This window comes from Streptomyces sp. NPDC040410, from assembly GCF_055595715.1.
In genome coordinates this window covers 123,962-150,019 of sequence record NZ_JBVIVK010000016.1, presented here as the reverse complement: position 1 = coordinate 150,019, position 26,058 = coordinate 123,962, and the positions used below count along the sequence as shown (strand labels likewise).

The following is a 26,058-nucleotide window of genomic DNA, read 5'->3' as shown; positions in this document are numbered from 1 at the left end:
CTAGGAGAGCCGGACGCGCGGGTCGATGTAGGCGTACGCGATGTCGGTGAGGATGTTGAAGATCAGGATGAAGAAGGCACCGAACAGCATGACGCCCATGGTCAGGGGCAGGTCCTTGGTCTGCGCGCCCGTCACGGCGAGGCGGCCGATTCCCTGGAGGGAGAAGGTGATCTCGGTGACCACGGCACCGCCGAGCATGCCGCTGACGTCCATGCCGAGGACGGTGATGATCGGGATGAGCGAACCGCGCCAGGCGTAGCGGAAGAACACGTACCTGCTCGGCATGCCCTTGGCGCGGGCGGTGCGCACATGCTCCTCGGCGAGCTGCTCGATCATCGACGAGCGCGCCATACGCGTGTACTGCGCCGTGAAGATGGTGGCCATCACGAGCGTGGGCAGGAGCATGCCCATGAACCAGCCCAACGGGTCCTGGGTGATGGGCACGTACTTGGGGTTCTCCATCAGGCCCGTGCTGTACACGAAGATGATCAGAACGATCGGGCCGAGGAAGTAGATCTGGAACGAGCTGAGCACCATCGACCCGCCGGTGGCGATCTTGTCGACCAGTGATCCCCGCTTGTACGCGGCGAGCATGCCCGCGCCGACGCCGACGACCAGGAAGACGACCGCGCCGCCCGCGGTGAGGGTCAGGGTGGTCGGGAAGCGGTCCAGGATCGTGGACCAGACCGGGTCGCCCGAGTAGAACGACATGCCGAGGCACGGGGCGTTGCAGTGGCCGGTCGGGAAGTCACGGCCCGTCACGATGCCGGACATGAAGTCCCAGAACTGCTGGTGCAGCGGCAGGTTGAGGCCGAGAGCCTGGCGGATGTCCTCCAGTCTCTGGGGAGAGCAGTCCTTTCCGCAGGCCAGGGAGGCGTAGTCGGAGGGCGCGGCGACGAACAGGAAGAACGTGGCGGCGCCGATGAGGAACAGGGTGACGACGGCACCGACCGTGCGCCGGATGATGAACTGAAGCATGGCGGGAAGGCTGCTCTCTGCGGAGACGGTGGAGGGGTTTCACGGGACTGCGGGGGCACGCTCCGCCTGGTGCGCGCCCCCACGATCAGCCGTAGAGAGTTACGACTTCACGAACAGACGGTTGATGTCGATCAGGCTGGACACCGAGCCGTAGCGGGCACCACCGATGTGGGAACCGGAGAGCTGGAACTGCTTGGTGTACCACAGCGGAGCGGCCGGAAGGACGGTCTCCAGCAGGTAGTGCTGGGCTTCCTTCCAGGTCTTCGCGGCCTCGGTCGGCTCCTGGGACAGGGCGGTCTTGATGAGCTCCTTGACCTTCTCGTCCTTGACGTGCGAGTAGTTCGGCGAACCGTCGGCGACCTGGGACGGGTCGTAGACGGGCGTGATCACGGTGCCGGCCGACGGCCAGTCCTGGCCCCAGCCCGTGATGTACATGTCGTACGGGTTGTCCAGCTTGCCGATCTGCTCGTAGTAGCTCGCGGCGTCGACTTCCTTGGAGACGACGTCGAGGCCGACCTTGGTCAGCGCGTCCTCGATGGCGACCTTGCGCTTCTGGCCGGCCTCGCTGTTGGCGTAGGCGAAGACGACCTTCTTCTCGGCGGCCGGGACGCCCTCCAGGAGCTCCTTGGCCTTCGCGATGTTGCCCTGCGGGGTCTTCAGACGGCCGTACGGGTCGTACTTCGCCTCGTAGCCCGGCAGGGTCGGGGCGAAGTAGTTCGGGGCCACGTCGCCGCCGTAGGCACCGCCCTCACCGGCGATGAGCGACTTGGAGTTGACGGCGTAGGTGATGGCCTCGCGGACCTTCTTGTCCTTCACGCGGTCCAGGTTGAAGCTCAGCTGCATGACGTAGGGCTGGTAGCCCTTGGTCGTGCGCTTGTTGACGGTCGGGGTGCCGATGACGTCCTGGATCTGCGTGGCCTCGACGGCGCCGGTGAGCTGGATGGCGTTCTTGTCGTCACCCTGGTCGGCGATCAGACGCTTGGTCTGGGTCGACTCGGTGATGCCGAACTGGAAGTTGAAGCTGTCCGGGTACTGGTGGCGCACGGAGTCGGTCTTCGGGTCCCAGTTGGTGTTCTTCTCGAGCACCAGGGACTTGCCGAGCTTGTACGAAGCGATCTTGTACGGGCCCGTGGCGACCGGGGCCTTGTCGTACTTCTCCTTCGTGTCCGTCTTCTCCGGGACGACTGCGTAACCGGCCATGGCCAGCGTCTGCGGCAGGTCCGGGCGCGCCTGGTCGAAGTGGAAGACGACCGTCTTGTCGTCCGGGGTGTCCAGGACGGAGGCCGGCAGGTGCTTGCCGTCGAAGCCGCCGCCCGGCAGGAGCTTGCGGTAGTCCGCGGCGTACTTCTCGCCCGCGAGCCAGGTCTGCAGGTAGGGCGGGCCGTCGAAGATGAACTTCGCGAACTGGCGCTCGACGGTGTGGCGGACGTCGGCGGACGTGATGGCCCTGCCGTTCGCGTCCTTGATGCCGTCCTTCAGGGTGAAGGTCCAGGTCTTGCCGCCGTCGGAGGACTTGCCCGAGTCGGTGGCGAGGTCGCCGACGACCGAGACGCCGCCCTTGCCGTCCTCCTGGAACTGCGTCAGGCGGCGGAAGAGCAGGTTGGCGACCTGGCCGGCGTCCGAGACGTAGATCTGGCTCGGGTCGAGGTGGGAGAGACCCGCCTCCTGGTAGACCTGGATGGTGCCGCCACTCTTGGCACCGGGGACCTCCGCGGCCGGACCGGTGGATGCGGCCGCGTCGCCGTAGGTGACCGACTTCGACTGGACCGAGGCTTCCTTCTGGTCCTTCTTGGAGTCGGTGCCGGACTTGCCGCCCTCGTTCTTCGAGCAGGCCGTCAGAGCGAGGGAACCGGCGGCGAGCGCGACGACGACGGCGCGAGCTCTGCGCGAGCTGAATGGCTTCATGTGGCGAATACCTACCTGTCGGTTGTTATCCATGAGTACTGCCTGACGCGGCTGGTAGGCCGACGCGGGGGCGGCAGTCACCCCCCACCATTGGACGATTACCGCCCGGACTTGGGGTCGAATGCGTCCCGGACCGAGTCTCCGAGGAGGTTGAAGGCCAGGACGAAGATCACCAGTGCCACACCCGGGAAGAAGATGAACGCGGGGTCCTGCTGCGCGTAGTCGGAGCCGGCGGCGAACAAGCGCCCCCAGTCCGGGGTCGGTTCGACGAAGCCGACGCCCGCGAAGGAGAGGAAGGCGATGGTGAGAATGGTGCTGGGCAGCTGGTACGTGAACTGCACCAGGATCGGCGTCACCACGTTCGGCAGGATCTCCTTGCGGACGATCCGCCACGGGGAGGCGCCGGAGACCTTGGCGGCCTCGACGAACTCCCGCTCACGCAGGGACAGGACGGTGGAACGGACGAGTCGGGACATGCCCATCCAGCCCAGCAGCCACAGCACGATCAGCATCGCCAGCGCCCGGAAGTACGTGGGCGTCTCCTCCCGCGGGTCCACGAAGAACGCGGTCACGACGGGCATGAAGGCGATGAAGAACAGCTGCTGCGGGAAGGAGAGGAAGAAGTCGGTGACCCGGCCGATCCAGTAGTCGGTCCGACCGCCGAAGTAGCCGCCGATCAGGCCGATGACGATACCCGTCACCATGAGCAGGGTGGTCACGCCGAGCGCCATGAACAGCGAGGTGCGCATGCCGTACACCAGCATGGCGAACACGTCACGGCCGTACTGCGGCTCCACACCGAACCAGTGGTCCCCGGAGACACCGCCGAAGTAGCCCAGCGGGAGCCCGAAGTCGTCAAGTACGGGGCTGTCCGCGTACGTCGGGTCCTGCCCGTACAGGGTGTACGGGTCGGTCCCGCTCAGTTTCGTCAGCAGCGGAGCCGCCAACGCGACGACGAAGTAGAAAATCACTACCCACGCGCAGATGACACCGGTACGGTCACGCTTGAAGCGCTGCCACATCAACTGGCCGGGAGAACGGCCCTCGAGTTTCTTCTCGGCCTTGGCGGGCTCGGGGTTCGACTCGAGCTCGGGGTCCAAGGCGATCGACGGCCCGGTGCCCTCGGCCTTGGCTGGACTGGTCATGTGTGTTCTTCCCCCGGGGGGTTGAGAGTTGAGCGCAGCACAGATACCGGCAGGTTCTGTGGTTTGGGGGAACTTTCGCCAAGGGATTCAACGCGCGTCAAGGGCGGAAGACAGAGGGATCTCCCTACCGTCCATATTTTGAACAAAAATTGCAAAGATCGACACCTGCGCGCGCTTGACATGTGAGATGACATTCCGTCAAAACGGGCATCTCGGACGGCATTTCTGTTTACTTGTCCGAAACTTGATCGCTGGATCACCGATTACCGAACAGGGTTCACAGCCTTCGCACGGGCACGCGAAAGGCCCGGCCCTCCGCTCTGCGGGGAGGACCGGGTCTTGGAAAGCCTCTAACGCCTGCTGACGCCGGGTCAGCCGTGCTTGGCGCGGCTGGCGGCGCGAGCGCGCTCGCGGGCGTCCAGGTTCACCTTGCGGATGCGAACCGCCTCCGGGGTGACCTCGACACACTCGTCGTCGCGGCAGAACTCCAGCGACTGCTCCAGGGAGAGCTTGCGCGGCGGGACGATCGACTCGGCCACATCGGCCGTGGACGACCGCATGTTGGTGAGCTTCTTCTCCTTGGTGATGTTGACGTCCATGTCGTCGGAGCGGGAGTTCTCGCCGACGATCATGCCCTCGTACACCTCGGTGCCCGGCTCCACGAACAGCACACCGCGCTCCTGGAGGTTCGTCATCGCGAAGGCGGTGACGGCACCGGCGCGGTCGGCGACCAGCGAGCCGTTGTTGCGGGTCTGCAGCGTGCCGAACCAGGGCTCGAAGCCCTCGTGGATGGAGTGGCCGATGCCCGTGCCGCGGGTCTGGGTCAGGAACTCGGTCCGGAAGCCGATCAGACCACGGGAGGGCACGACGAACTCCATGCGCACCCAGCCGGAACCGTGGTTGGACATGTTGTCCATCCGGCCCTTGCGGACACCCATGAGCTGCGTGACCGCGCCCATGTGCTCCTCGGGCACGTCGATCGTCATGCGCTCGACCGGCTCGTAGACCTTGCCGTCGACGTCCTTGGTGACGACCTGCGGCTTGCCGATGGTCAGCTCGAAGCCCTCGCGACGCATGGTCTCGACCAGGATGGCGAGCGCCAGCTCACCACGGCCCTGAACCTCCCAGGCGTCGGGACGCTCGGTCTCCAGCACGCGCAGCGAGACGTTACCGACCAGCTCGCGATCGAGGCGGTCCTTGACCTGGCGGGCGGTGACCTTGCGGTCCTTGACGGCCGCCTTCGCGTCGGCGCCCTTGCCGGTGCCGCCGCGGCCGACCAGCGGGGAGGTGTTGGTGCCGATGGTCATGGAGATCGCGGGCTCGTCGACCGTGATCAGCGGCAGCGGGATGGGGTTCTCGGTGTCGGCCAGGGTCTCGCCGATCATGATGTCCGGGATACCGGCGACGGCGCAGATGTCACCCGGGCCGGCCTTCTCGGCGGGCTTGCGGGTCAGCGCCTCGGTCATCATGAGCTCGCTGATGCGGACGTTGCTGATCGACCCGTCACGCTTGATCCACGCGACCGTCTGCCCCTTGCGCAGCTCGCCCTGCTCGACACGGAGCAGCGCGATACGCCCGAGGAAGTTGTCGGCGTCCAGGTTGGTGACGTGGGCCTGGAGCGGGGCGGACTCGTCGTAGACCGGCGCCGGGATGTGCTCCAGGATCGTCGAGAAGAACGGCTCCAGGCTGGTGGAGTCGGCCGGGACCGTGCCGTTGTCCGGCTTGGTCAGCGAGGCGATGCCGTCGCGGCCGCAGGCGTAGACGATCGGGAACTCGATCTGCTCCTCGTCCGCGTCCAGGTCGAGGAAGAGGTCGTACGTCTCGTTCACGACCTCGTCGATACGGGCGTCCGGCCGGTCCGTCTTGTTGATGCAGAGGATGACGGGCAGCCGGGCCTGCAGCGCCTTGCGCAGCACGAACCGGGTCTGCGGCAGCGGGCCCTCGGAGGCGTCGACGAGCAGCACCACACCGTCGACCATCGACAGACCGCGCTCGACCTCACCGCCGAAGTCGGCGTGGCCGGGGGTGTCGATGATGTTGATGGTGATCGGGTCCCCGCCGTCCTTCGGGTGGTACTTCACCGCGGTGTTCTTGGCGAGGATCGTGATGCCCTTCTCACGTTCCAGGTCGTTCGAGTCCATCATGCGGTCGTCGACGGAGTCGAGCTGGTGCGCGGCAAAGGCGCCGGCCTGCTTGAGCATGGCGTCGACGATGGTCGTCTTGCCGTGGTCGACGTGGGCGACGATGGCGACGTTACGGATGTCGTGGCGCGTGGCCATATTGCGGCGTACTCCCGGAGTGTGAGGAAGGCCTGCGCGTACGTCTGTGTTACGCGGACCCTGCCGGGCTGGACACGCCACGGCCTCACCCCATGGTACGGGGCCGCTGCCGCTGCGGCTCGCCGGGCTACGTAGGTGCAGCCGGGGCCTGCTTCCGGGCACCCGCGTCGGTGCCGGCCCCAGGGGGCTCCGCCCCCTGGACCGCAGGCCCGTGACACCCACCACCGGGCTCGACCGGCCAAGAGCGCCGCGGCCTACTCCGCCGATGCCGTCGGCGACGGCTTCGCGCCCTTCTTCAGGAAGCCCATGTCCTCGTAGACGGGGGTCTGGAAGCCGAAGGCGCCAGCGTTGGCCAGGCTCTTCCTCACCGCCGTGAGCTGGGGACGCTGGTAGAGCGGGATCGAGCCCGCCGCCGCCCAGATGCGGGCGTCCGCCTTGCGGATCAGGCTCCGGCTCTCGGACTCGTCGAGCGTGGCCATCGCCTCGTCGAAGAGCTGGTCGACCTGGTCGGTGCCCACGCGGGTGTAGTTCTGCTCGACGTTCAGGGAGCCGTCGGCGGCCGGGACCGGCTTGGCGTAGATGGGCCGGGCGTCGGTGGCGGGGAAGGCGGAGGCGGGCCAGGAGTAAAGAGCGAGGTCGTACAGGCCGGACGCGATGTGGTCCTTGAAGTAGCTCTCGTCCGAGACCCTCGTGATCTCCGTGCGGATGCCGACGCGGTCCAGCATGCGGCTGATGCGGTCGGCGACGGTGCGCAGGGGCTCCGAGCCGGGGCCCGAGGGGAGCACGAAGCGCAGCGCCAGCGGCTTGCCGTCCTTGGCGAGCGGCCCGGCCGCGGCGCCCGCCGGAGCGGCGGTGCCCCGGGGGGCGTACGCGCCGGGCGCGCCGCCCGGCTGCAGCTGCTTGTACTGCTTGCCGTCCTGCGCGAGCTGGTGCGAGCCCTCCTCGCTCGCCATGCCGCTCGTCTCCTCGTGGTGCAGGCCGCCGTGGTCCTTGGGGTCCTTCATCTGCTCCCGGTCGGCCTCGGTGCGCGCTTTGCCGTCCGACTCGTCGTCGCCGACGACGTACGTCTCCTCGTCATCGCCCGTGGAGTCGTCCGTGGAGTCGTCCCCGGTCTTCTTGCCTCCCGCGCCGGCCGCCTTCTCGGCCTTCTTCTGCTCCTTGAGGGGTCCGCCCGGCACCCAGCCGGCATCCGCGAGCAGGGCCTGCGCCTCCGCGGTGTCCTGGTCGCCGAGCGCGCCGCTGTTGTCGGCGTACGCGGCCTGGCCGGACAGCGCGAGGTGGCTGCCGACGGGGACTGCGGGCAGTCCGAGCGGCTTCAATACGACCTGGGCCAGCTCCTTGCGGTCCAGCGCCCGGGCGACGGCCCTGCGGACACGCTCGTCGGCGAGCGGCCCAGCGGAGCCGTTGAGGGCGAGCTGGGTGTGCGCGGGCTCCAGGGACTTGCGGACCTCGAAGTCCCCGAGGGCGTCGTTCCGGGTGGCCGCCTTCCCGTCGGAGCCCGCCGCCGGGAGCGGGGTGCCCGTGCCCTTGGCCCCGGCGCGGCCGGCGAGGGCGATGCTCTGGGCCGCGGAGGGGTCGATCTCGGCCAGGTCGATCGCACCGGCGGCCAGCGCGGCGGCCCGCTCGTCGCGGGGGACGGCGCGCAGCACGATCTCGGAGAGCTTGGCCTCGTGGCCCCACCAGCGCGGATTGCGGACCAGGGTGATCCGCTCCTGCTTGCGGTCGACCTTCTTCACCGCGAAGGGCCCGGCGGTGACCTTCAGCTTGCGTCTCGCCCCGTCGTTGAAGGAGTCCGGGGTGCCCATGACGTCCTTCGGGTACAGCGGCGAGAACAGCGACCGCCAGTCGGCGTACGGCCGGGCGAAGGTGACCTTGACCTCCAGGTCGTTGGCGCCGCGCTCGATCTTCTCGATGCGGTCGTAGCCGGCGTTGCGGGCGGTCCAGTAGGCGGAGTCCTTGCCGGACAGGGCACGCCACTGGGCGGCGAAGTCGGCGGCGCCGATCTCGCGGCCGTCGCTCCAGACCGCCTGCTGGTTGAGCTTGTAGAGGACGACCTGCTTCGGCTCGGTCCCGACGACCTTCGCGGACTCCAGGTAGTCGGCGTTGCGCTGCGGCCGCCCGTTCACATCCAGCCGGTACATGGACGGCAGCACGGCCTGCGCGACCCGGCTGGTCGTCGCGTCGGCGTCCGCCTGGAAGGTGTTCAGGGTCTCCGGCACGGCGTCCACGCCCCAGCGCAGGGTGCCGCCGTCGGCGATCAGGGCCCGGGCGGCAGGCGCGATGTCCTGCCTGGCGAGCGGCTTGCCCGCCTTGTCCTCGGAACTGCAGCCGGCCAGCGCCGGAATCGCGAGCGCGACCCCGGTGAGGAAGGCGACCGAGCGCATGACCGCGCGCGGTCCGACGCCGTCGTGGGACATCTCTGCTACCTCCGAGGAGCCAATGCAGCCGGTGATGCGGGTGCGTTTTGATCACATTTGGCGGTATTTTGGTGTTGATCAGATCTACGGCATCACTGAAGAGGAAAGAGGTCGCCCGCCGGGGGCGACACGGCGACAGGAACGCGGAAGGTCACCCGTCCGGAGCAACACGATCCCCCGGCGCACACAGAGCGCGTGCGGGCGTGCACTGGAGGAGTGCAATCCGCCAATCGCTGCACATGGCTTCACATCGGCAGGTGTGACGCGCAACACTCGCAGGCGCATGAACGTTGCCACCCAGGGCCACAGGGCCCGCGGAAGTGAGGTCACGTCATGTCCGTGCAAGACGACCTGACATCGGTCCAGCGCTGCCTCGACGACCTGTCCCGGTCCGTGGCCCGCCTGGAGAAGCAGCTCGGCAGCGGCGGTCTAGAGATGCGCCGCGTCCGCGCCGACGCCGACCACCTGCGCGAGAGCGTCGCGCTCCTGCGCGAGGCGGCCACGGGCCCCGCCACGCCGCGGAAGCCCGAACTCGTCACCATCCCCGACACCCCGTACGACGACAGCCTGTGGGTGGACACGGACGACGAGGGTCTCGGCGCCCGCGACCGGCACGCCCCCTGACCCGACCGGAGCCATGAGACCGGAGTACTGAGTTGGCCACTGGTACGGAACCACCGGACACAGAACCCCATCCGCTCCGCGGCGGCGTACGCGCCGGTACGCGCGCCGCGATCGACGCACCGCACCTGCGGACCGACCGGTGGTGGCTGGCGCCGGCCGCCACCGCGGCCGGCCTGCTCGCCTTCATCGTGTACTCGACCTGGCGGGCCTTCGCCGACACGGACTACTACGCGGCGCCGTACGTCTCGCCGTTCTACTCGCCGTGTCTGGCGGAACGGTGCGAGACGATGCGCTCCGGGCCCAACTGGGAGATCTTCGGCAGCTGGTGGGCGATCTCCCCCGCGATCATCATCCTGATCTTCCCGCTCGGCTTCCGGCTGACCTGCTACTACTACCGCAAGGCCTACTACCGGGGCTTCTGGGCCTCGCCCCCGGCCTGCGCGGTGGCCGAGCCGCACAAGAAGTACAGCGGTGAGACCCGGTTCCCGCTGATCCTGCAGAACATCCACCGGTACTTCTTCTACGCCGCGATCCTGGTCGCCGGCGTCCTGAGCTACGACACGGTGCTCGCCTTCCGGGACGAGCGCTACGAGTGGGGCCACATGGGCCTCGGCACCCTCGTCTTCCTGATCAACATCGTGCTGATCTGGGCGTACACGATCTCCTGCCACTCCTGCCGGCACATCGTCGGCGGCAAGCTCAAGCACTTCTCCAGGCATCCGGTGCGCTACAAGGCGTGGCAGTTCGTCGGGAAGCTGAACGCCCGTCACATGCTGCTGGCCTGGGCGTCGCTGGTGAGCGTGGCGCTCGCCGACTTCTACGTCTATCTCGTCGCGTCCGGTGTCTTCGACGATCCGAGGTTTTTCTAGATGAGTGGGGCCTTCTGATGTCCGTGGTCGACCGCCAGGAGTGGGACGTCGTCGTGGTCGGCGCGGGCGGCGCCGGACTGCGCGCCGCGATCGAGGCGCGCGAGCGGGGCGCCCGTACGGCGGTGATCTGCAAGTCGCTGTTCGGAAAGGCGCACACGGTGATGGCCGAGGGCGGCATCGCTGCGGCGATGGCCAACGCCAACGAGCACGACAACTGGCAGGTCCATTTCCGCGACACCATGCGCGGCGGGAAGTTCCTCAACCAGTGGCGGATGGCCGAGCTGCACGCCCAGGAGGCACCGAACCGGGTGTGGGAGCTGGAGACCTGGGGGGCTCTGTTCGACCGCACCAAGGACGGGCGGATCTCGCAGCGCAACTTCGGCGGCCACGAGTACCCGCGTCTCGCGCACGTCGGCGACCGTACGGGCCTGGAGCTGATCCGCACCCTCCAGCAGAAGATCGTGTCGTTGCAGCAGGAGGACCATCGCGAGACCGGCGACTACGAGTCCCGTCTGAAGGTCTTCCAGGAGTGCACGGTCACCCGGATTCTCAAGGACGGCTCGCGGGTCAGCGGCGTCTTCTCCTACGAGCGCGAAACAGGCCGTTTCTTCGTCCTCGAAGCCCCTGCCGTGGTGATCGCGACCGGCGGCATCGGCAAGTCGTTCAAGGTGACGTCGAACTCGTGGGAGTACACGGGCGACGGGCACGCGCTGGCGCTGCTCGCGGGCGCACCCCTGCTGAACATGGAGTTCGTGCAGTTCCACCCGACCGGCATGGTCTGGCCGCCGTCGGTGAAGGGCATCCTCGTCACCGAGTCGGTGCGCGGCGACGGCGGGGTGCTCAGGAACTCCGACGGCAAGCGGTTCATGTTCGACTACGTCCCGGACGTCTTCAAGGAGAAGTACGCGGAGTCCGAGGAGGAGGGCGACCGCTGGTACGAGGACCCGGACAACAACCGGCGGCCCCCCGAGCTGCTCCCCCGCGACGAGGTGGCCCGCGCCATCAACGCCGAGGTGAAGGCGGGCCGCGGCTCCCCACACGGGGGCGTGTTCCTGGACGTGTCGACGCGTATGCCCGCCGAGGTGATCCGGCGCCGGCTGCCCTCCATGTACCACCAGTTCAAGGAGCTGGCCGACGTCGACATCACGGCGGAGGCGATGGAGGTCGGGCCCACCTGTCACTACGTGATGGGCGGTATCGCGGTCGAATCCGACACTGCGGCGGCGCGCGGGGTGCCGGGCCTGTTCGCGGCCGGTGAGGTGGCCGGCGGCATGCACGGCTCGAACCGGCTCGGCGGCAACTCGCTCTCCGACCTGCTGGTCTTCGGGCGGCGGGCGGGCTGGCACGCGGCCGAGTACGCATCGGGGCTGCCGGACGGGCGCCCGCCCGTGGACGACGTCCAGGTGGACACGGCGGCCGCGGAGGCGCTGCGGCCGTTCTCGGCGGAGGGTCCGGCGCCGGGCGAGGAGCCCGGGCGGCCGCCCGAGAACCCGTACACCCTGCACCAGGAGCTCCAGCAGACGATGAACGACCTGGTCGGCATCATCCGCCGCGAGGGGGAGATGGCGCACGCCCTGGAGAAGCTCGCGGAGCTGCGGGTACGGGCCCGGCGGGCCGGTGTCGAGGGTCACCGCCAGTTCAATCCCGGCTGGCACCTGGCCCTGGACCTGCGGAACATGCTGCTGGTCAGCGAATGCGTGGCCCGGGCCGCGCTGGAGCGCACGGAGTCGCGAGGCGGCCACACCCGTGAGGACCATCCGACGATGGACCGCACGTGGCGCCGGATCAACCTGCTGTGCGGGCTCACCGACCCGACGGGCGGGCTGGCGGCGACGGATCCCGTCCGCGGCCAGATCAGCCTCACCCGTGAGACCACCGACCCCATCCGCCCCGACCTGCTCGCCCTCTTCGAGAAGGAGGAGCTGGTCAAGTACCTCGCCGAAGAGGAGCTCTACGAGTGAGCAGCTACGAGGCCCGCTTCAAGGTGTGGCGGGGCGATGTGCGGGGCGGCGGCCTGGAGGACTTCAAGGTCGAGGTCAACGACGGCGAGGTCGTCCTCGACATCGTCCACCGCCTCCAGGCCACCCAGGCGCCCGATCTCGCCGTGCGCTGGAACTGCAAGGCCGGCAAGTGCGGCTCGTGCTCCGCGGAGATCAACGGGCGGCCCCGGCTGATGTGCATGACCCGCATGTCGGTGTTCACCCGGGAGGAGACGATCACGGTCACCCCGCTCCGGGCCTTCCCCGTGGTCCGCGACCTGGTGACGGACGTCGGCTTCAACTACCAGAAGGCCAGGGAGGTCCCGTCCTTCGTGCCGCCCGAGGGCCTCGGCCCCGGCGAGTACCGGATGACGCAGGAGGACGTGGACCGCTCGCAGGAGTTCCGCAAGTGCATCGAGTGCTTCCTGTGCCAGGACACCTGCCATGTGGTGCGCGACCACGAGGAGAACAAACAGGCGTTCGCCGGCCCCCGCTTCCTGATGCGGGTCGCGGAACTGGACATGCACCCGCTTGACGCGGCCGCCGAGTCCGGCCTGGACCGCAAGAGCACCGCTCAGGACGAACACGGCCTCGGTTACTGCAACATCACCAAGTGCTGCACGGAGGTCTGCCCCGAGGGCATCAAGATCACGGACAATGCGCTGATCCCCTTGAAGGAACGGGCCGTCGACCGCAAGTACGACCCGCTGGTCTGGCTGGGGTCGAAGATCAGGAGGCGGCCTTCGTAACGGCGGTTCACGGGTATGGCCCGCGGCAGGTCAGTTCTCCGAGCGGACCCAGTCCTCCCGGTACGCAGTCCAGTCCCCCTCCGTGGCCGCGAAGTCCACGTAAAGTGCCACACCGAAGCGGGCGCGGCCGGCGTCCGTGCGGGACAGGCCGAGGCGGACGCCGCGGACGGCGGCGGGGACGGTCTCCGCGTGCGCCCAGTGGCCGAACCGGTTCTCGTGGTAGAAGGGCAGCCCCATCAGCAGGTCGGTCGACCGCGGAGTGACCTCCAGGGCGAGTGAGGTCTGCTGGGCCACGTAGCCGCCGTAAAGGGTGTCGAGGGGCTGCATGGTGTCGTACGACATCACGGCGATCTGGTCCACCCGGCGCGCCACCTGTCCGAAGAACTCCTGCGACCACCACTTCGGGTGTCCGGCGACGGTGCCCCAGAAGGAGTGGAAAGCCGGCAGGGGGTCGATCTGGTGGGCGGCGACCGACAGTTGGGCGCCCCGGGCACGGGTCACGCCGTGCAGGGTGTCGAGCAGAGCAAGGTAGTGGCGGTCGCCCGAGTGCAGCGGCTCCAGGTCGAAGTGGGCGCCTTCGAAGCCGGCAGCCAGGATCTGCCGAGTCGAGGTGACGACGGCCGTCCTTGTCTCGGCGCGCTCCAGCCGCATTCCGTTCGGGCTCTCGGTGGCGAGTACGTCGCCGAGCCAGGCCTGGACGCGGATGCCCGGTGCCGCGCGGTGTACGGCGGCTATGAACCACCGTGCCTTGGGATACGCCGACTCGGGCAGCGTGCCGTCGTGCTCCAGCGGACCCGCGTGGACGTAGAGGTCACGGATGCCGGAGCTTTCCAGGCGGCGGGCCAGGGCGTCCACGTCCGCGTCGGTCTTGCGGCCGTCGACCCAGGCGTGGCCCAGCCAGATCGCGTCATGGTTCCGGGTGCGGGTGCCGTCGGCGGGGTCACCCGTGTAGTTCACACGCAGGGCCGCCTCGGCGGTGAGGACGGTGAGGAGGAGCGTGAGGACGAGGGCGAGGGCGGTGCGGCGGGTCCGGCGGAGCCAGGTTCGTCGGTTCGCGGCCCGGGCTTCGCCTTCGGCCGGGCCGGTCCCAACCGCACCATACGTGCCGCTCTCGCCATCGCCGGGCACGGGTGACCCCTGCGCGGTGCCCTCGCCATCGCCGGGCACGGGTGACCCCTGCGCGGCCTCCTCGCCGTCGCCGGGCGACGGGACCGCGGTCGGCTCCTCGTTCGTCGCCGGGGCCGGCTCCCTCCCCGTGGCCCCCGCCGGTTCCGCCCCCCTGCCTCCCACGCGTTCCGTTCCCACGTTCCCCCTCCCCTGGCCTTACCCGCCTACCCCCACCCCTGGCGCATCCCGCTCGCGCTGTCGCATTCCTGCTCATACGCTCCGGAATGTGACGTCATCCTTGATCCGGAGCCGGCCGCGGCGCACGCCCTCGCACATATCCGTGCGGGTGGCGCATGCCGTGCTGGGCGGTGTGATCGGGGCCGTGTGGCTGGTGTTGCCGGGGATGACGATCAGGACCGACCCTCCGGTTGCGGCTGTCGGGTCGGGGCCGGTCCCGGTCGCGGCCGCGCAGGAGGAGGAAGACGAGACGACCACCACCGATCTTGTCCTGCCGCTCGTCGCGGTCGCGGCGGCCGGCGCCCTGGCCGGATACGGGTACGTTCGGCACCTCCGCCGGACCCGCAGCCGTACCGCGCCCCCTGGCAGTGCCGCCGCCGGACCGCTGACGCCGCCGCTCATCGAACTGGACGGGAACTCCCTCGCGTTGCTCGCAGAGGCCGACGACTGCGTCCGCACCAGCCGAGAGGAACTGGCCTTTGCCGAGGCGTGCTTCGGGGCATCGGCCGTGGCGCCCTTCGCGCGGGCCCTGCGGGACGCGGAGGCCGAACTGTCGGCCGCCTTCCGGATGCGGCAGCGGTACGACGAGGGTGTCCCCTCGGACGAGTCCTCCCGCCGGCAGGCACTCACCGGGATCGTCGGGCGGTGCCAGGAGGCGGGGCGACGGCTGGACACGGAGGCCGCCGGCTTCGACCGGCTCCGCGGTCCGGGGCGGGGCGTCGGCGAGGCACTGGAGTTCGCGGAGGCCCGCTTCCGGGAGCTGACCGGCCGCACCGGCGCCGCCGACGCGACCCTCGCCGACCTCCGCAGGCGGTACGGGACCGGCGCGACCGCCGATGTCACGGGCCACGCCGAACAGGCCAAGGACCGGCTGGTGTTCGCCACCCTCCGCCTCAACCAGTCCCGCCAGGCCGCCGACTTGGGCGAGCCCGAGAAGGCGTCCGGGCATCTGCGCGCCGCCGAGGGCGCCGTCGCACAGGCCGCCGTGTTCGTCGACGGCATCGACCGGCTCGCCACGGACCTGACCACGGCCGCGGGGTGGGTCCCGGCCACGCTCACGGGGGCGGAGGCCGAGATCGCGGGGGCTCGGGAACGACTGGCGAGGGCATCCGCGCCGACGACTGCGCCCGGAGCGGCGGCAGCACGTGGGCCGACGGCAGCACCCGGAGCGGCAGAGGCGGCCGGGACACCTGCCGGTGGGCCTACGCCTGGCGCAGACGAGCCGGGGGACGAGGGACCGATCCCCGCAGGGAAACCCACGAGCGAGGCGCCGACGCACGCTGAAGCGCCCGTGTACGGGAACTCGGCCGCCCCGGGCACCCCCGCGACCGCGCAGCCGCGCACTCCGGGCCCTCCAGCTCCCGCCCCCACGACCGTCACTGTCGGCGAGCTGCACGCCCGGATCCTGCACGCGGACGCCGCCCTCGGCGTCGTACGGGAGGAGTTGACTGCCGGGCCGTACGACCCGCTCCGTGCGTTGCGGCGGATTGTGGAGGCGGTCGGACCTCTCGGTGTCGGGCGGGCCGGGGTGCTGACGGCCGCCGCCCGGCTCACCGCCGGCAGTGCGACCGCGCTCGCGGACGGCTTCGTCGGTACGCACCGGGGTGCGGTGGGCGGTGCGGCCCGTACCCGGCTGGCGGAGGCGGAACGGCTGCTCGCCGGGCCGTCGCCGTCCCCCGGGCAATCGGCCGACGCCCTGGCCCGCCAGGCCCGTGAACTGGCCGAGCAGGACGTGCGGGTGCACGGCAACCCGGTTGCCGGGGCGGCGGAGCACGCGAGCGGGCTCGGCGGGGCCGTGCTCGGCGGCATCCTCCTGGGCACTGCCCCGGACGGCGGCCCGCCCGCGAGCTTCGGCGGACCACGTACCCGCGCCAGGCGCGGGCCCGCCCCCGCCTAGTGCCGCGTCAGCCAAGGTTTGCGCGACGGGGCGAACCCTGGCTGACGCGGCACCAGGTCCTGTCGTCACCTTCCGGGTCATCCGCCCGGAGGGCGGGTCGCCGCTGTCAGAACAGGCTCAGCAACGCCGCCGCCGGGTCGGCCAGCCCGTGCACCCCGTCCGGCAGCGGGAGTTCGAACCACACCGTCTTGCCGCGAGGTGTGCGCCGGGAGCCCCATGCCGCGCTGAGCAGCCCGACGAGTTGCAGCCCCCGGCCGCCCTCGTCCGTGTCGCGCGCACGGCGGCGGCGCGGCTGGACCAGGCCCGAGTCCCAGACCTCGCACACCAGCGTGCGGTCCAGGAGCAGGCGCAGTCTGATCTCGCCCTCCCCGTACCGCAGGGCGTTCGTCACCAGCTCGCTGACCAGCAGCTCCGTCGTGTCGACCAGGGGTTCCAGGTCCCACGACAGCAGCTGGCCGCGCGCGTACTCGCGGGCGCGGCCCACGCTCCTCGGCTCGCGCGGCAGCGTCCAGTCGCCGACGGACCCGGTGGGCAGGCTCTGGACCCGTGCCATCAGCAGGGCGATGTCGTCCTCGCCATGGTGCGTGTCGAGGGTGTTGAGGACGTGGTCGCAGACGTCCTCCAGGGGACTGGAGGGGTCCGTGAGAGCTCCCACGAAGGCCTGGAGGCCCTCGTCCAGCGGGTGGTCGCGCGATTCGACCAGTCCATCCGTGTAGAGCGCCAGCAGGGCGCCTTCCGGTAGTTCGACCTCCACCTCCTCGAAGGGCTCGCCCCCCACGCCGAGAGGCATGCCCGGCGGCACGTCGAGCATCATCGCGTCCTCGCCGGGTTCGACCAGGACGGGCGGGAGGTGGCCGGCGTTGGCGAAGGTGCACCTGCGGGTCACCGAGTCGTAGACGGCGTACACGCAGGTCGCGAGGTACACCTCGGACAGGTCCGCCTCGCGGGGGCGGCGGGCGGCGCGGGTGGCCTGCTGGACGCCGCCGGGGGCGCCGAGGCCGCGCGCGATCTCGTCCAACGCGGAGAGGACTTCGGCCGGTTCGAGGTCGAGGAGGGCCAGGGTTCTCACGGCGGACCTGAGTTCGCCCATCGCGACGGCCGCGCGCAGGCCCCGGCCCATGACGTCCCCGACCACCAACGCCGTGCGATGGCCGGGGAGTTCGATGACGTCGAACCAGTCGCCGCCGACCTCGCTCGGCCGGTCGGCGGAGGAGTTGCCGGGCAGGTAGCGGCAGGCGATGTCGAGACCGGAGGCCACGGGGTCGCCGGGCGGAAGCAGCGACCGCTGCAGTATCAGGGCGCGTTCGTGCTCGCGCCGGTACAGTCGGGCGTTGTCGATGCAGACGGCGGCACGGGCCGCCAACTCCACCGCCAGATCCCGGTCGCGGTCACCGAACGGCTCGCTGCCCTTCGTCCGCGCGAACTGAGCGAGTCCTACGACGGTGTCGTGGGCGACCATCGGCACGGCGAGCGTGGACTGGACGAGGCCGCCCTCCTCGGCGGGGACCAGCTTCGGCCGCGCGGTGCGCAGGGCGTCCGCGCAGGGCGAGTTGAAGGGGTAGTGGTGGACTGCGCCGACCGCGACGGCTGCGCCGCTGCCGGCGAAGGGCGCGTCGGAGACGGCGCTGGCGAAGGCGACCCGGCGCAGTTCGGCGCTCCCGTCGGCGAGGCCCGGCGGGGTCTCGTCGCCGGCCAGCAGGCCCTGGTAGAGGTCGACGGTGGCGAGGTCGCAGAAGCCGGGGACGACGACGTCCAGGAGTTCGCGGGCGGTGGTCTCCAGGTCGAGGGAGTTGCCGATGCGGGCCCCGGCCTCGTTCAGGAGGGCGAGATTGCGCCGCGCGGCCGCGGCCTCGCGGGCGGCGGCGCGGCGTGCGGTGATGTCGGTTCCGAGCCAGGCGATGCCGATGGGGCGCCCCGAACCGCTCTGCACCCGGTAGAGGTTGACGGACCAGTGGCGGCGCTCCTCGGAACCCGGCCGGAAGCCCGTGACGTGCATGTCGGTGATGGCGTCGCCGGTTTCCAGCACCCGGCGCATGGTCGCGGCGACCCGCTCGGCCTCGGGACGCGGCAGGTAGTCGTGGACGCCGCGGCCGCGGTGGTCGTCGGGTGTGCCGCCGAAGGTGGAGGCGAACCGCTTGTTGGCACGCCGCACCCGCAGGTCCGGGTCGATCAGCAGGAATCCGAACGGAGATTGACCGAATATCGCCTGCGAGGCGGCCAGGTCCGTCTCGATGCTGCGCAGGGTGCGGACGTCGACGACGATGCAGACGGCGGCCTTGTCGCCCTCTTCCGTCCGCGTCGGCATGACGTACACCTCGGCGAGGCCCGCGTCACCGCGGTCGCCGTCGGGCGTGTCCGGCAGCCGGAAGGGGACCACGCCGGTCCACTCGCGGCCGTCGAGGATCTCGGCCATCTTGCGCTGTCCCTGCTCGCGCCGGTCCGGGTCGATGAACGCCTCGATGGGGTCCATGCCGACGGCGTGCGCGGCCGGGATGCCGAAGAGCTCCTCGGCGCGCAGGCTCCACTGGTCGACGAGACCGTCGGGACCGATGGAGAAGGACGCGACCTTGATGTAGTCGTACATCGAGCCGGGCGGACTGCTCTGCCACATGGCGTCACCGGGTCGCACCTCGCCGGAGCGGATTCCCGCCGCGGCATCACCCGCGGCCTCCGCCCCAGCCCCGCCCGACGGGTCCTCGGACTCCGTCGCCTTCGCTGGTATCTCGCTCACGCGAACCGTCCCCTCCAGCTCACCGCGTCCGGCACCGGTCACCGGCGGCGGCTGCCCGCAGTATCCAGCACTACGGCGCCGCACAACACGGTGTTCACGATCACAGCACGGTCCCGATGCTTTTCGGTCCGGACTGCGACAACACATCCAGTCTTCTAACCAGCAGACACGTCGTCGAATCACGCCCCGCGACACCCATCACCGGCCTGAACCGGTCGCTCGACAGTGCGAGCACGGCCGTGCGGCCCGCGGGCCGTCGTGGCGGCGCCGGTTCAGCCCGGAACCGCGAGTTCGAACCACACCGTCTTACCGGCCTCCCCGGGCCGGGTACCCCAGCGCCGCGAGGAGTTGGCGACCAGTTGGAGACCGCGGCCGCTCTCGTCCTCGGGCCGGGCCGCGCGCTCGCGGGGCGGGTCGGGGAGCGGGTCGGAGACCTCCACCAGCAGGACGTCGCCGAGGCCCGCCGGGCGCACCAGGCATACGCCGATGGGGCCGGTGGCGTGCCGCAGCGCGTTGGTCACCAGCTCGCTGACGAGCAGGGCCGTGAGGTCGGCGAGGCTGCCGAGGCCCCACGCGCGCAGTCGGCTGCGGACGGCGGCGCGGGCGTCACGGACGGCGCCCGGGTCGGCGGGGAAGGTCCACTCCGCGCGGTCGCCTTCGGTGTCGATCACGCCGATCACTTCCCAGGCCAGCCAGCTCACCCATGTCCGGTTTCACGGGGTTAATGGGCAGATACCCGATATCAAGCCGCCAGTACCGTCCGAGGCGGCGCCCCGTGGCACGGGACGGCGTGCGAGGCCCGTGGCGAAGGGGCTCAGGCGCCGCGCGCGTCCCGTGCCCCCGGTTCGAGCCGGGCGAGCACTTCACGCACGGCGGGCACGTCCTGATCCAGCCAGTCGACGGACCAGATGTCGCCGGGGGTGAGCCAGCGCAGTTCGTCGTGGTCCTCCAGGGGCTTGGGGTCGCCGGAGCCGGGAAGCAGCCGGGCGGTCCAGACCCGCAGGACGTACGGCGGTTTCAGGGGCCACTCCCCCGGGACGCGTTCGACGGGTTCGGCCTCCACGCCGAGTTCCTCGCGCAGTTCACGCACGAGGGCCGCCTCGGGGCTCTCGCCCGGCTCGGTCTTACCGCCGGGCAGCTCCCAGCGGCCGGCCAGTTCAGGGGGTGCGCTGCGGCGCGCGGCGAGCAGCCGGCCGCCGTCGAACAGGGCGGCCCCCACCACCACGATCCGTTCCGTCATGTGCCGGAGCCTACGGGACCGGCGGGAGGGCACAGGGGGCGAGCAAGGGGCAAGCAGGGTTCGAGCAGGGGGAGATCAGCCGTCGACGCTCGTTCCGTTGTGGCCGATCCGCTCGACCCAGTACATCTGCTTGTGTCCGCGGCTGTCGAGGCTGTCCGCGATCTTCTGGGCCTCGGCCCGCGTCGCGTACCTGCCGACGCGGTAGCGATTGCCGTTGTCGTCCTGCCGTATGACGAGCCAGGGAAGAGTGATCGTGCCGTCGTTCATCGCGCCCCTCCACTTCCCGCCCGCGGCCTGCGCCACGCCCCGCCCGATAAGGAAACCGCAATCCGCATATGCCCGAGCCTACGCCCAACCTTCACGCAGCGAATACGGCTTTTCACAAAGAGATACGCAACCAGCCAGGCCCGGCCGCCACCCAGGGGGCGCACGGCGTCGAACGCGCCACCCTCCCATCGTGACGCATCCGGTCAGCGGCATGGCAGGCATGTACGGGTCGACCTGCGAAAACGGCCGAATTCCACCGCCGCGCAAAGGGGCGCAGAAGGGGGTTCACGCCCGGGGCAACTGCCAGACGGGTGTGCGGAGGTCGGGGAGGTGGCACGCGGTGTGGGCTACCTCACGGGGAGGTGGTAAGCGACCCGGTAGCGATCGGCCGGGATCACCACGTCGGCCGTCTCGACGGGGCGGCCGGAGGCGTAGTACGTGCGCTGGACGACCAGGACGACATGCCCCGGGACGCCGCCCAGGGCGTGGAGCTCCTCGGCGAGGCCGGGGCGGGCGCCGACCTCCTCGGTGACGTTGTCAACGATCACGTCGATCGCGGCCATGCGCTCGACGACGCCCATGCCGCCGAGCGGGCCCTCCTCGGGCAGCATCACGGGCGTACGGCCGGTGACGGCCAGGGGCTCCCAGGAGGTGGAGAGCATGATCGCCTCGCCCGCCTCCCGGAAGACGTACTTCGTGCACATCACGCGGTCGCCGCTCCGGATGGCGAGCCGCTCGGCGATGGCCCCGCTCGCCTCGCCCTGTGCGCTGCTGGACTCCCAGGTGCCGCGCGACTCGCCGTCCGCCTGCTCCTGACGGAAGGGTGTGGCACCGGTGGCCGGGCGGTATCCGGAGCGGGAGATGCGCCGGGGCACGGGCCGCTCGCGCACATAGGTCCCGGAGCCGGAGCGGCCCTCGACCAGCCCTTCTGCCATCAGGACCTTGCGCGCTTCGAGGGCGACGGTGTCCGAGACGCCGTACTCCTCGCGGATTCTGGCCTGGGACGGGAGGCGCGTGTGCGGTGGCAGCGAACCGTCGACGATCTTCTGTCGGAGATCACCCGCGACGCGCAGGTACGCCGGCTGCTCACCGAATGTCACTGGCCGCTCCCATCAGGTTGTACAGACAGCAACAGCGTGGCAACCGTGGGTTCTCGCATGCAAGCAAAGGCCAGAGAATCACTCGATGTGATGACTTGTTCCGGGGGAGGGCTTTACGCAGGCACTTTCTCCCCGCTATGGACGCCGTCACACCTCTGTTTCGCCATCCCCTTCCCCGTCGCCCGTGTCGTCGTGGTCACCGTCGTACGACGGCGGTGTCGTGGCGAGCCCCAGAGCCTTGCGGGCGGTGACCGACGTGTCGGGGTCCTCGGTCGTCACGGCCCGGTCGTAGTGCTCGTAGAAGCTGTTCACGTCCGAGGCGACGGCCGCCTGTGCCCACGCCTTCCGGAGGGCCTCCAGTTCCCTGGCGACGGCGGCGACCGGCTTCTCGGCGTTGGCCGGCCACTGGCGCCCGCTCAGCATCGCGGCCTGCTCGCCGAGCGCGTCCGACACCCGGCCGGCCCACTCCTTGTTCGCGGACAGGTCGTCGTCGGGGGCGGCGTCGGGCGCCGAATCCAGGGCCGCGTCCTGGGTGTTGGCCGCCTTCAGGTAGGCGAGCTGGTCGGCGTCGAGCGTCGAGGCGTCGTTGCGCAGCGACCCCGTCAGACCGGCGTCCTCGTCCGTGTTGCCGAACACGCAGGTGATCTCGCGGTCGCCAAGACGCCAGCTCTGCCTGGTGGGCAGAAGGTAGTAGACGTCCACGTCGTCCGGCACCGCCCAGGCGTCCATGGCGTAACTCGCCTGCAGGGCATAGCACTTGTCGTCGGCGGTGGCCGTGACCTCGTCGTCGCCGGGGTACGAGCCGCCCGGCAGCCGAACGACGGCGAACACCTCGCCGTCGTGCCTGCCGGAGCAGGGCGCCTCGTCGAAGTCGTGGGCCGCCCCCTCCAGGCCGGTGGGCGAGTCGAAGCACGTGCCCCTGGTCATCGAGGCGCTCTCTTTCGCGGCGTCCTTGGCTCCCTCCCAGACGTCGGAGACGAAGCCCGTGGACAGCGACGCGACCCACAGCGCGAGCCCGACGGAGGACAGCACGGACCCGGCGACGGCCAGCCCGCGGCCACGCTCGCCCCGCTTCCTGATCTGCGCCAGCCCGATCAGCCCGAGGACCAGTCCCGCGGCGGGCACGAAGCACAGGACGCCGAGGACGAGCGAAGCGATGGCCACGCCGTTGACGGGCACGGGCCGGTTGTACGGGCTGTAACCCTGACCCCAGAGCTGGTAGGGCGGGCCGTAGGGTCCCTGCACGAGTCCCCGCGGGTACGACGGACCCGGCGGCGGCATCGGATACCGGCCCTGCACGTACGGCTCCTGGGGCTGGTGGGGCCCAGGGGGCGCGGGTATGGACACGAGTACCGTGCTCCTGGTTCGGGCGGCGGCGCCGGGGATGACGTGACGGTGCGGGACTGATGTGACGGTGCGGACTGACGTACGACTGCGCGCATGGTAAGCGCGGGACTGGCGGGGGTGGAATGGCGATCGCGAACGCGACGATTCGGGCGGTGAACGGTCTGACGGAGCGCTGGGCCCGGACGGCAGAGGGCGACACCGTCTTCTCCGCGGCCGGTGTCTGGCCGCTGCTCGCCTTCCTGGCGGACGGGGCGGGGGGCGCGGCACGCGAGGAACTGGCCGAGGCGCTCGGGATGCCGGCGGAGCAGTCGGCCGCCCGTGCTCGGGAGTTGCTGGCCTCGATGGCGGACATACGGGGGCTGGACTCGGCCCTCGGGCTGTGGACGAAGCGCACGCTGGAACTGCGCGGGAACTGGGAGGCCGGACTGCCCGCCGAGGCGCACGGGGTGCTCACCGGGGACACCTCGGCGGACGGAGCGGCACTGGACGCGTGGGCGGAGAAGCGTACGGGCGGGCTGGTCGAGCGCATGCCGGTCGCCCTGCGGGATGACACCGAGATGGTGCTGGCGAGCGCGCTCGCCCTGCGGACACGGTGGCTGAGGCGCTTCCGGGACTGGCCGCTGCGGCCGCCGGCCGGCCCCTGGCAGCACCGGACGCTGCTGGGCCTGCGCCTGGAGAGCGCCCTGCTGGACCGGGTCGGAGTGGCGGACACACCAGACGGCTGCGTCACCGAGCTGAAGGTGCTGGGCGACACCGGCACCGACGTCCATCTCCTGCTCGGCGAGGAGCGGATGACACCCGGTCAGGTGCTGGCGGCTGGTGTCGGCATCCTGGCCCGCAGGCATCCGGTCGTGCCGGGGCCGCAACTCCCGTACGGGGAGGTGGGTCCGGGTCTGCGCGTCGGGAGGCGGCGCTGCACGAGCCCGCGGCCGCCGACGCTCGCGGTGACGACGGTCGCGTTCGACATGACGGCCCATCACGATCTGCTGGAGCTGCACCGGCTGTTCGGCCTCACCACGGCGAGGGACACGGACCGGGGCCACTTCCCCGGCATCAGCGCCTTCCCCCTGGCCATCGGGTCGGCCGAGCAGGCCACCACGGCGGCCTTCGGCGACCTGGGTTTCCGGGCCGCCGCGGTGACGGCCTTCGCGCCCGTGGCGGCGGGAGGCGTGCCCGACCTCCGCTATGTGACGACCACCATCACGGCCGCCTTCGACCGCCCCTTCGGCTTCCTGGCGGTGCACCGCGCGACACGCCTCGTCCTCGCGGCGGGCTGGGTCACCGAACCCAGGCCGTTCCGCGAGGACGAGTACGGACGGACGGCCCCGGACGGGGCCCCGGTCATCGGGTGAGCGTCAGAACTGCGGGGCCCACGCGTCGATCCGCCCGGTGTCGAGAGCCGCGTTGTCGCTGACCCTCAGCCTCCACATGCCGTTCGCGACCTCGGAGGAGGCGTTCACGGAGTACGCGGTGTCGATGTCGTCGGAACTGCCGCCGGTGCCTAGGCCTTGAGCGTGTACGCGGTGCCGTCGGGGCGATCAGCTGGACCCGGAGGTCACCGATGTACGTGTGCGCGGGTCTCCTGCGCGGCTTCTGGCTCGCCCTGGACGAACGCGCCGGCCGCCCGCCGCGCATCGGCGCGGAGATCGCGGGCACGGAGGAGACGTACGCAGCCCTCGTCGTGGGCCTCGGCGTGTGCCTGGTCGCGGCGGGCTACGCCCCGCTGATCACACGGGGCCGCAGTGACCACCCGTCAGGTGCACGGTCTCGGCCCCAGCCGCTACGCCCTGGCCTGACCCAAGGGGGACGACCGCCGCCCACCGGTGCGGGACCGTGCGGAAGTGTGCCGCCGGGTCGCGGAGGTGTGATTCCAGGCGTGACGAAGGGGCCGGCTCCCGGAGGAACCGGCCCCTTTCGACTTGCGGGTCAGACGTTGAACCTGAACTCCACGACGTCGCCGTCCTGCATCACGTAGTCCTTGCCCTCCATGCGGGCCTTGCCCTTGGCGCGGGCCTCGGCGACCGAGCCCGTGTCGACCAGGTCGTCGAAGGAGATGACCTCGGCCTTGATGAAGCCCTTCTGGAAGTCGGTGTGGATGACACCGGCGGCCTCGGGGGCGGTGGCGCCCTTCTTGATGGTCCAGGCGCGGGACTCCTTGGGGCCGGCCGTCAGGTAGGTCTGCAGGCCGAGGGTCCGGAAGCCGACGTGGGCGAGGGTCGCGAGGCCCGGCTCCTCGACGCCGACGGACTGGAGCAGCTCCAGTGCGTCCTCCTCGTCGAGCTCGGCGAGGTCTGCCTCCAGCTTGGCGTTGAGGAAGATCGCCTCGGCGGGGGCGACCAGGGCGCGCTGCTCGTCCTTGAAGGAGTCGTCGGTCAGCTCGTCCTCGTCGACGTTGAAGACGTAGAGGAAGGGCTTGGTGGTGAGCAGGTGCAGGTCGTGGAGGAGCTCGTTGCGCTCGGTGCCCTGGACGATGCCGTGGGCGAAGAGCGTGTCGCCCTTCTCCAGGATCTCCTTGGCCTCCTCGACGGCCTTGACCTTCGGGGCGATGTCCTTCTTGATCCGGGACTCCTTCTGGAGGCGCGGAAGGACCTTCTCGATGGTCTGGAGGTCGGCGAGGATCAGCTCGGTGTTGATGGTCTCGATGTCGTCCTTGGGCGAGACCTTGCCGTCGACGTGGACGACGTTCTCGTCCCTGAAGGCACGGATGACCTGGCAGATCGCGTCGGACTCACGGATGTTCGCGAGGAACTTGTTGCCCAGGCCCTCGCCCTCGCTGGCGCCGCGCACGATGCCCGCGATGTCGACGAAGTCGACGGTCGCCGGGAGGATGCGCTGGGAACCGAAGATTTCGGCCAGTTTCGTGAGGCGCGCGTCCGGGACGCCGACCACGCCGACGTTCGGCTCGATCGTGGCGAACGGGTAGTTGGCCGCCAGCACGTCGTTCTTGGTCAGGGCGTTGAACAGGGTCGACTTGCCGACATTCGGCAGACCGACGATTCCGATCGTGAGCGACACGTTGCGACTTCCCGTACGTGAGAGGACTGGGGCTGGGCTGCGGGCCCGGTCCTTCTTCGATGCGCGGGCCGATCCACCAGTCTACGGCGTGCAGGGACCCGCCCCGGCGACGTGTCGAACGCGTGGCCAAGCTGTGCCCCTCGGCGTGTCTGAGGGGCGATTCCGCACATAA

The 26,058-nt window shown here is 70.3% G+C and carries 19 protein-coding genes and 2 pseudogenes; 7 read left to right on the top strand and 14 right to left on the bottom strand.

Annotated elements, in window-relative coordinates; translation table 11 throughout:
• The 5 genes from ACZ562_RS28530 to ACZ562_RS28510 all read right to left on the bottom strand — a co-directional run bounded on the left by ACZ562_RS28530 (position 1) and on the right by ACZ562_RS28510 (position 8,724).
• Positions 1-978, bottom strand: a complete 978-nt coding sequence (locus ACZ562_RS28530; RefSeq protein ID WP_471184748.1) for an ABC transporter permease — start codon at positions 976-978, stop codon at positions 1-3.
• Positions 979-1,077: 99 nt separating this feature from the next.
• Positions 1,078-2,883, bottom strand: coding sequence for an ABC transporter substrate-binding protein (locus tag ACZ562_RS28525; protein ID WP_471184746.1), 1,806 nt, complete (start codon positions 2,881-2,883; stop codon positions 1,078-1,080).
• 98 nt (positions 2,884-2,981) lie between these two features.
• Positions 2,982-4,028 carry an ABC transporter permease gene (locus ACZ562_RS28520; protein WP_471184744.1) on the bottom strand — a complete coding sequence of 349 codons (1,047 nt, stop codon included), beginning with the start codon at positions 4,026-4,028 and terminating at the stop codon, positions 2,982-2,984.
• A gap of 371 nt (positions 4,029-4,399) precedes the next feature.
• A complete protein-coding gene (typA, locus tag ACZ562_RS28515) occupies positions 4,400-6,307 on the bottom strand; it encodes a translational GTPase TypA (RefSeq protein WP_471184741.1) in 1,908 nt (635 codons plus the stop codon).
• A 254-nt stretch (positions 6,308-6,561) separates the two neighbouring features.
• Positions 6,562-8,724, bottom strand: a complete 2,163-nt coding sequence (locus tag ACZ562_RS28510) for an ABC transporter family substrate-binding protein (protein WP_471184738.1) — start codon at positions 8,722-8,724, stop codon at positions 6,562-6,564.
• Between the two features lie 333 nt (positions 8,725-9,057).
• Between ACZ562_RS28510 and ACZ562_RS28505 the strand changes: the two genes are divergently transcribed.
• The 4 genes from ACZ562_RS28505 to ACZ562_RS28490 are packed head-to-tail and all read left to right on the top strand — an operon-like array spanning position 9,058 to position 12,945.
• Complete coding sequence (locus tag ACZ562_RS28505) at positions 9,058-9,348, top strand: hypothetical protein (protein ID WP_471184735.1); 291 nt, start codon at positions 9,058-9,060, stop codon at positions 9,346-9,348.
• Positions 9,349-9,380: 32 nt separating this feature from the next.
• Positions 9,381-10,217, top strand: coding sequence for a hypothetical protein (locus tag ACZ562_RS28500; protein ID WP_471184733.1), 837 nt, complete (start codon positions 9,381-9,383; stop codon positions 10,215-10,217).
• A 17-nt stretch (positions 10,218-10,234) separates the two neighbouring features.
• Positions 10,235-12,178 carry a fumarate reductase/succinate dehydrogenase flavoprotein subunit gene (locus ACZ562_RS28495; RefSeq protein WP_471184730.1) on the top strand — a complete coding sequence of 648 codons (1,944 nt, stop codon included), beginning with the start codon at positions 10,235-10,237 and terminating at the stop codon, positions 12,176-12,178.
• Positions 12,175-12,945: a succinate dehydrogenase/fumarate reductase iron-sulfur subunit gene (locus tag ACZ562_RS28490; RefSeq protein ID WP_471184727.1), complete on the top strand. Its 771-nt coding sequence runs from the start codon at positions 12,175-12,177 to the stop codon at positions 12,943-12,945. The genes ACZ562_RS28495 and ACZ562_RS28490 overlap by 4 nt, the downstream gene beginning before the upstream one ends.
• 30 nt (positions 12,946-12,975) lie before the next feature.
• Here the strand turns inward: ACZ562_RS28490 and ACZ562_RS28485 are convergent, their stop codons facing one another.
• Complete coding sequence (locus ACZ562_RS28485) at positions 12,976-14,250, bottom strand: glycoside hydrolase family 18 protein (RefSeq protein ID WP_471184724.1); 1,275 nt, start codon at positions 14,248-14,250, stop codon at positions 12,976-12,978.
• A 205-nt stretch (positions 14,251-14,455) separates the two neighbouring features.
• Here ACZ562_RS28485 and ACZ562_RS28480 point away from each other — a divergent pair, with 205 nt between their 5' ends.
• Positions 14,456-16,186 carry a hypothetical protein gene (locus ACZ562_RS28480; RefSeq protein ID WP_471184822.1) on the top strand — a complete coding sequence of 577 codons (1,731 nt, stop codon included), beginning with the start codon at positions 14,456-14,458 and terminating at the stop codon, positions 16,184-16,186.
• 106 nt (positions 16,187-16,292) lie between these two features.
• Here the strand turns inward: ACZ562_RS28480 and ACZ562_RS28475 are convergent, their stop codons facing one another.
• The 6 genes from ACZ562_RS28475 to ACZ562_RS28450 form a co-directional block, all read right to left on the bottom strand.
• Positions 16,293-18,917, bottom strand: coding sequence for a SpoIIE family protein phosphatase (locus tag ACZ562_RS28475; protein ID WP_471184722.1), 2,625 nt, complete (start codon positions 18,915-18,917; stop codon positions 16,293-16,295).
• 272 nt (positions 18,918-19,189) lie between these two features.
• The gene (locus ACZ562_RS28470) at positions 19,190-19,618 is read right to left on the bottom strand and encodes an ATP-binding protein (protein ID WP_471184719.1); all 429 of its coding nucleotides are present in this window, start codon (positions 19,616-19,618) and stop codon (positions 19,190-19,192) included.
• A gap of 113 nt (positions 19,619-19,731) precedes the next feature.
• Positions 19,732-20,157, bottom strand: coding sequence for a (deoxy)nucleoside triphosphate pyrophosphohydrolase (locus tag ACZ562_RS28465; protein ID WP_471184716.1), 426 nt, complete (start codon positions 20,155-20,157; stop codon positions 19,732-19,734).
• Between the two features lie 75 nt (positions 20,158-20,232).
• Positions 20,233-20,424 carry an SPOR domain-containing protein gene (locus tag ACZ562_RS28460; RefSeq protein ID WP_471184714.1) on the bottom strand — a complete coding sequence of 64 codons (192 nt, stop codon included), beginning with the start codon at positions 20,422-20,424 and terminating at the stop codon, positions 20,233-20,235.
• A gap of 347 nt (positions 20,425-20,771) precedes the next feature.
• The gene (locus tag ACZ562_RS28455) at positions 20,772-21,524 is read right to left on the bottom strand and encodes a GntR family transcriptional regulator (protein WP_471184711.1); all 753 of its coding nucleotides are present in this window, start codon (positions 21,522-21,524) and stop codon (positions 20,772-20,774) included.
• Between the two features lie 147 nt (positions 21,525-21,671).
• Positions 21,672-22,871, bottom strand: coding sequence for a DUF4190 domain-containing protein (locus ACZ562_RS28450; protein WP_471184708.1), 1,200 nt, complete (start codon positions 22,869-22,871; stop codon positions 21,672-21,674).
• A 122-nt stretch (positions 22,872-22,993) separates the two neighbouring features.
• On the opposite strand from ACZ562_RS28450, the gene ACZ562_RS28445 reads away from it, so the two are divergent.
• Complete coding sequence (locus ACZ562_RS28445; protein WP_471184705.1) at positions 22,994-24,223, top strand: serpin family protein; 1,230 nt, start codon at positions 22,994-22,996, stop codon at positions 24,221-24,223.
• A gap of 3 nt (positions 24,224-24,226) precedes the next feature.
• Here the strand turns inward: ACZ562_RS28445 and ACZ562_RS28440 are convergent.
• Positions 24,227-24,443 (bottom strand): annotated as a pseudogene (locus ACZ562_RS28440) (proprotein convertase P-domain-containing protein); the annotation flags it as partial.
• A gap of 1 nt (position 24,444) precedes the next feature.
• On the opposite strand from ACZ562_RS28440, the pseudogene ACZ562_RS28435 reads away from it, so the two are divergent.
• Positions 24,445-24,739 (top strand): annotated as a pseudogene (locus ACZ562_RS28435) (LysR substrate-binding domain-containing protein); the annotation flags it as partial.
• A 58-nt stretch (positions 24,740-24,797) separates the two neighbouring features.
• Here ACZ562_RS28435 and ychF read toward each other — a convergent pair.
• The gene (ychF, locus tag ACZ562_RS28430; protein ID WP_471184702.1) at positions 24,798-25,886 is read right to left on the bottom strand and encodes a redox-regulated ATPase YchF; all 1,089 of its coding nucleotides are present in this window, start codon (positions 25,884-25,886) and stop codon (positions 24,798-24,800) included.
• Between the last annotated feature and the right edge of the window lie 172 nt (positions 25,887-26,058).

What these genes read in the sequence shown, in the direction of transcription:
- ACZ562_RS28445 (WP_471184705.1), top strand. Translation starts at nt 22,994, where the DNA reads ATGGCGATCGCGAACGCGACGATTCGGGCGGTGAACGGTCTGACGGAG.
- ACZ562_RS28525 (WP_471184746.1), bottom strand. Translation starts at nt 2,883, where the DNA reads ATGAAGCCATTCAGCTCGCGCAGAGCTCGCGCCGTCGTCGTCGCGCTC.
- ACZ562_RS28510 (WP_471184738.1), bottom strand. Translation starts at nt 8,724, where the DNA reads ATGTCCCACGACGGCGTCGGACCGCGCGCGGTCATGCGCTCGGTCGCC.
- ACZ562_RS28495 (WP_471184730.1), top strand. Translation starts at nt 10,235, where the DNA reads ATGTCCGTGGTCGACCGCCAGGAGTGGGACGTCGTCGTGGTCGGCGCG.
- ACZ562_RS28465 (WP_471184716.1), bottom strand. Translation starts at nt 20,157, where the DNA reads ATGACGGAACGGATCGTGGTGGTGGGGGCCGCCCTGTTCGACGGCGGC.
- ACZ562_RS28480 (WP_471184822.1), top strand. Translation starts at nt 14,456, where the DNA reads ATGACGATCAGGACCGACCCTCCGGTTGCGGCTGTCGGGTCGGGGCCG.
- ACZ562_RS28460 (WP_471184714.1), bottom strand. Translation starts at nt 20,424, where the DNA reads ATGAACGACGGCACGATCACTCTTCCCTGGCTCGTCATACGGCAGGAC.
- ACZ562_RS28505 (WP_471184735.1), top strand. Translation starts at nt 9,058, where the DNA reads ATGTCCGTGCAAGACGACCTGACATCGGTCCAGCGCTGCCTCGACGAC.
- ACZ562_RS28530 (WP_471184748.1), bottom strand. Translation starts at nt 978, where the DNA reads ATGCTTCAGTTCATCATCCGGCGCACGGTCGGTGCCGTCGTCACCCTG.
- ACZ562_RS28520 (WP_471184744.1), bottom strand. Translation starts at nt 4,028, where the DNA reads ATGACCAGTCCAGCCAAGGCCGAGGGCACCGGGCCGTCGATCGCCTTG.
- typA (WP_471184741.1), bottom strand. Translation starts at nt 6,307, where the DNA reads ATGGCCACGCGCCACGACATCCGTAACGTCGCCATCGTCGCCCACGTC.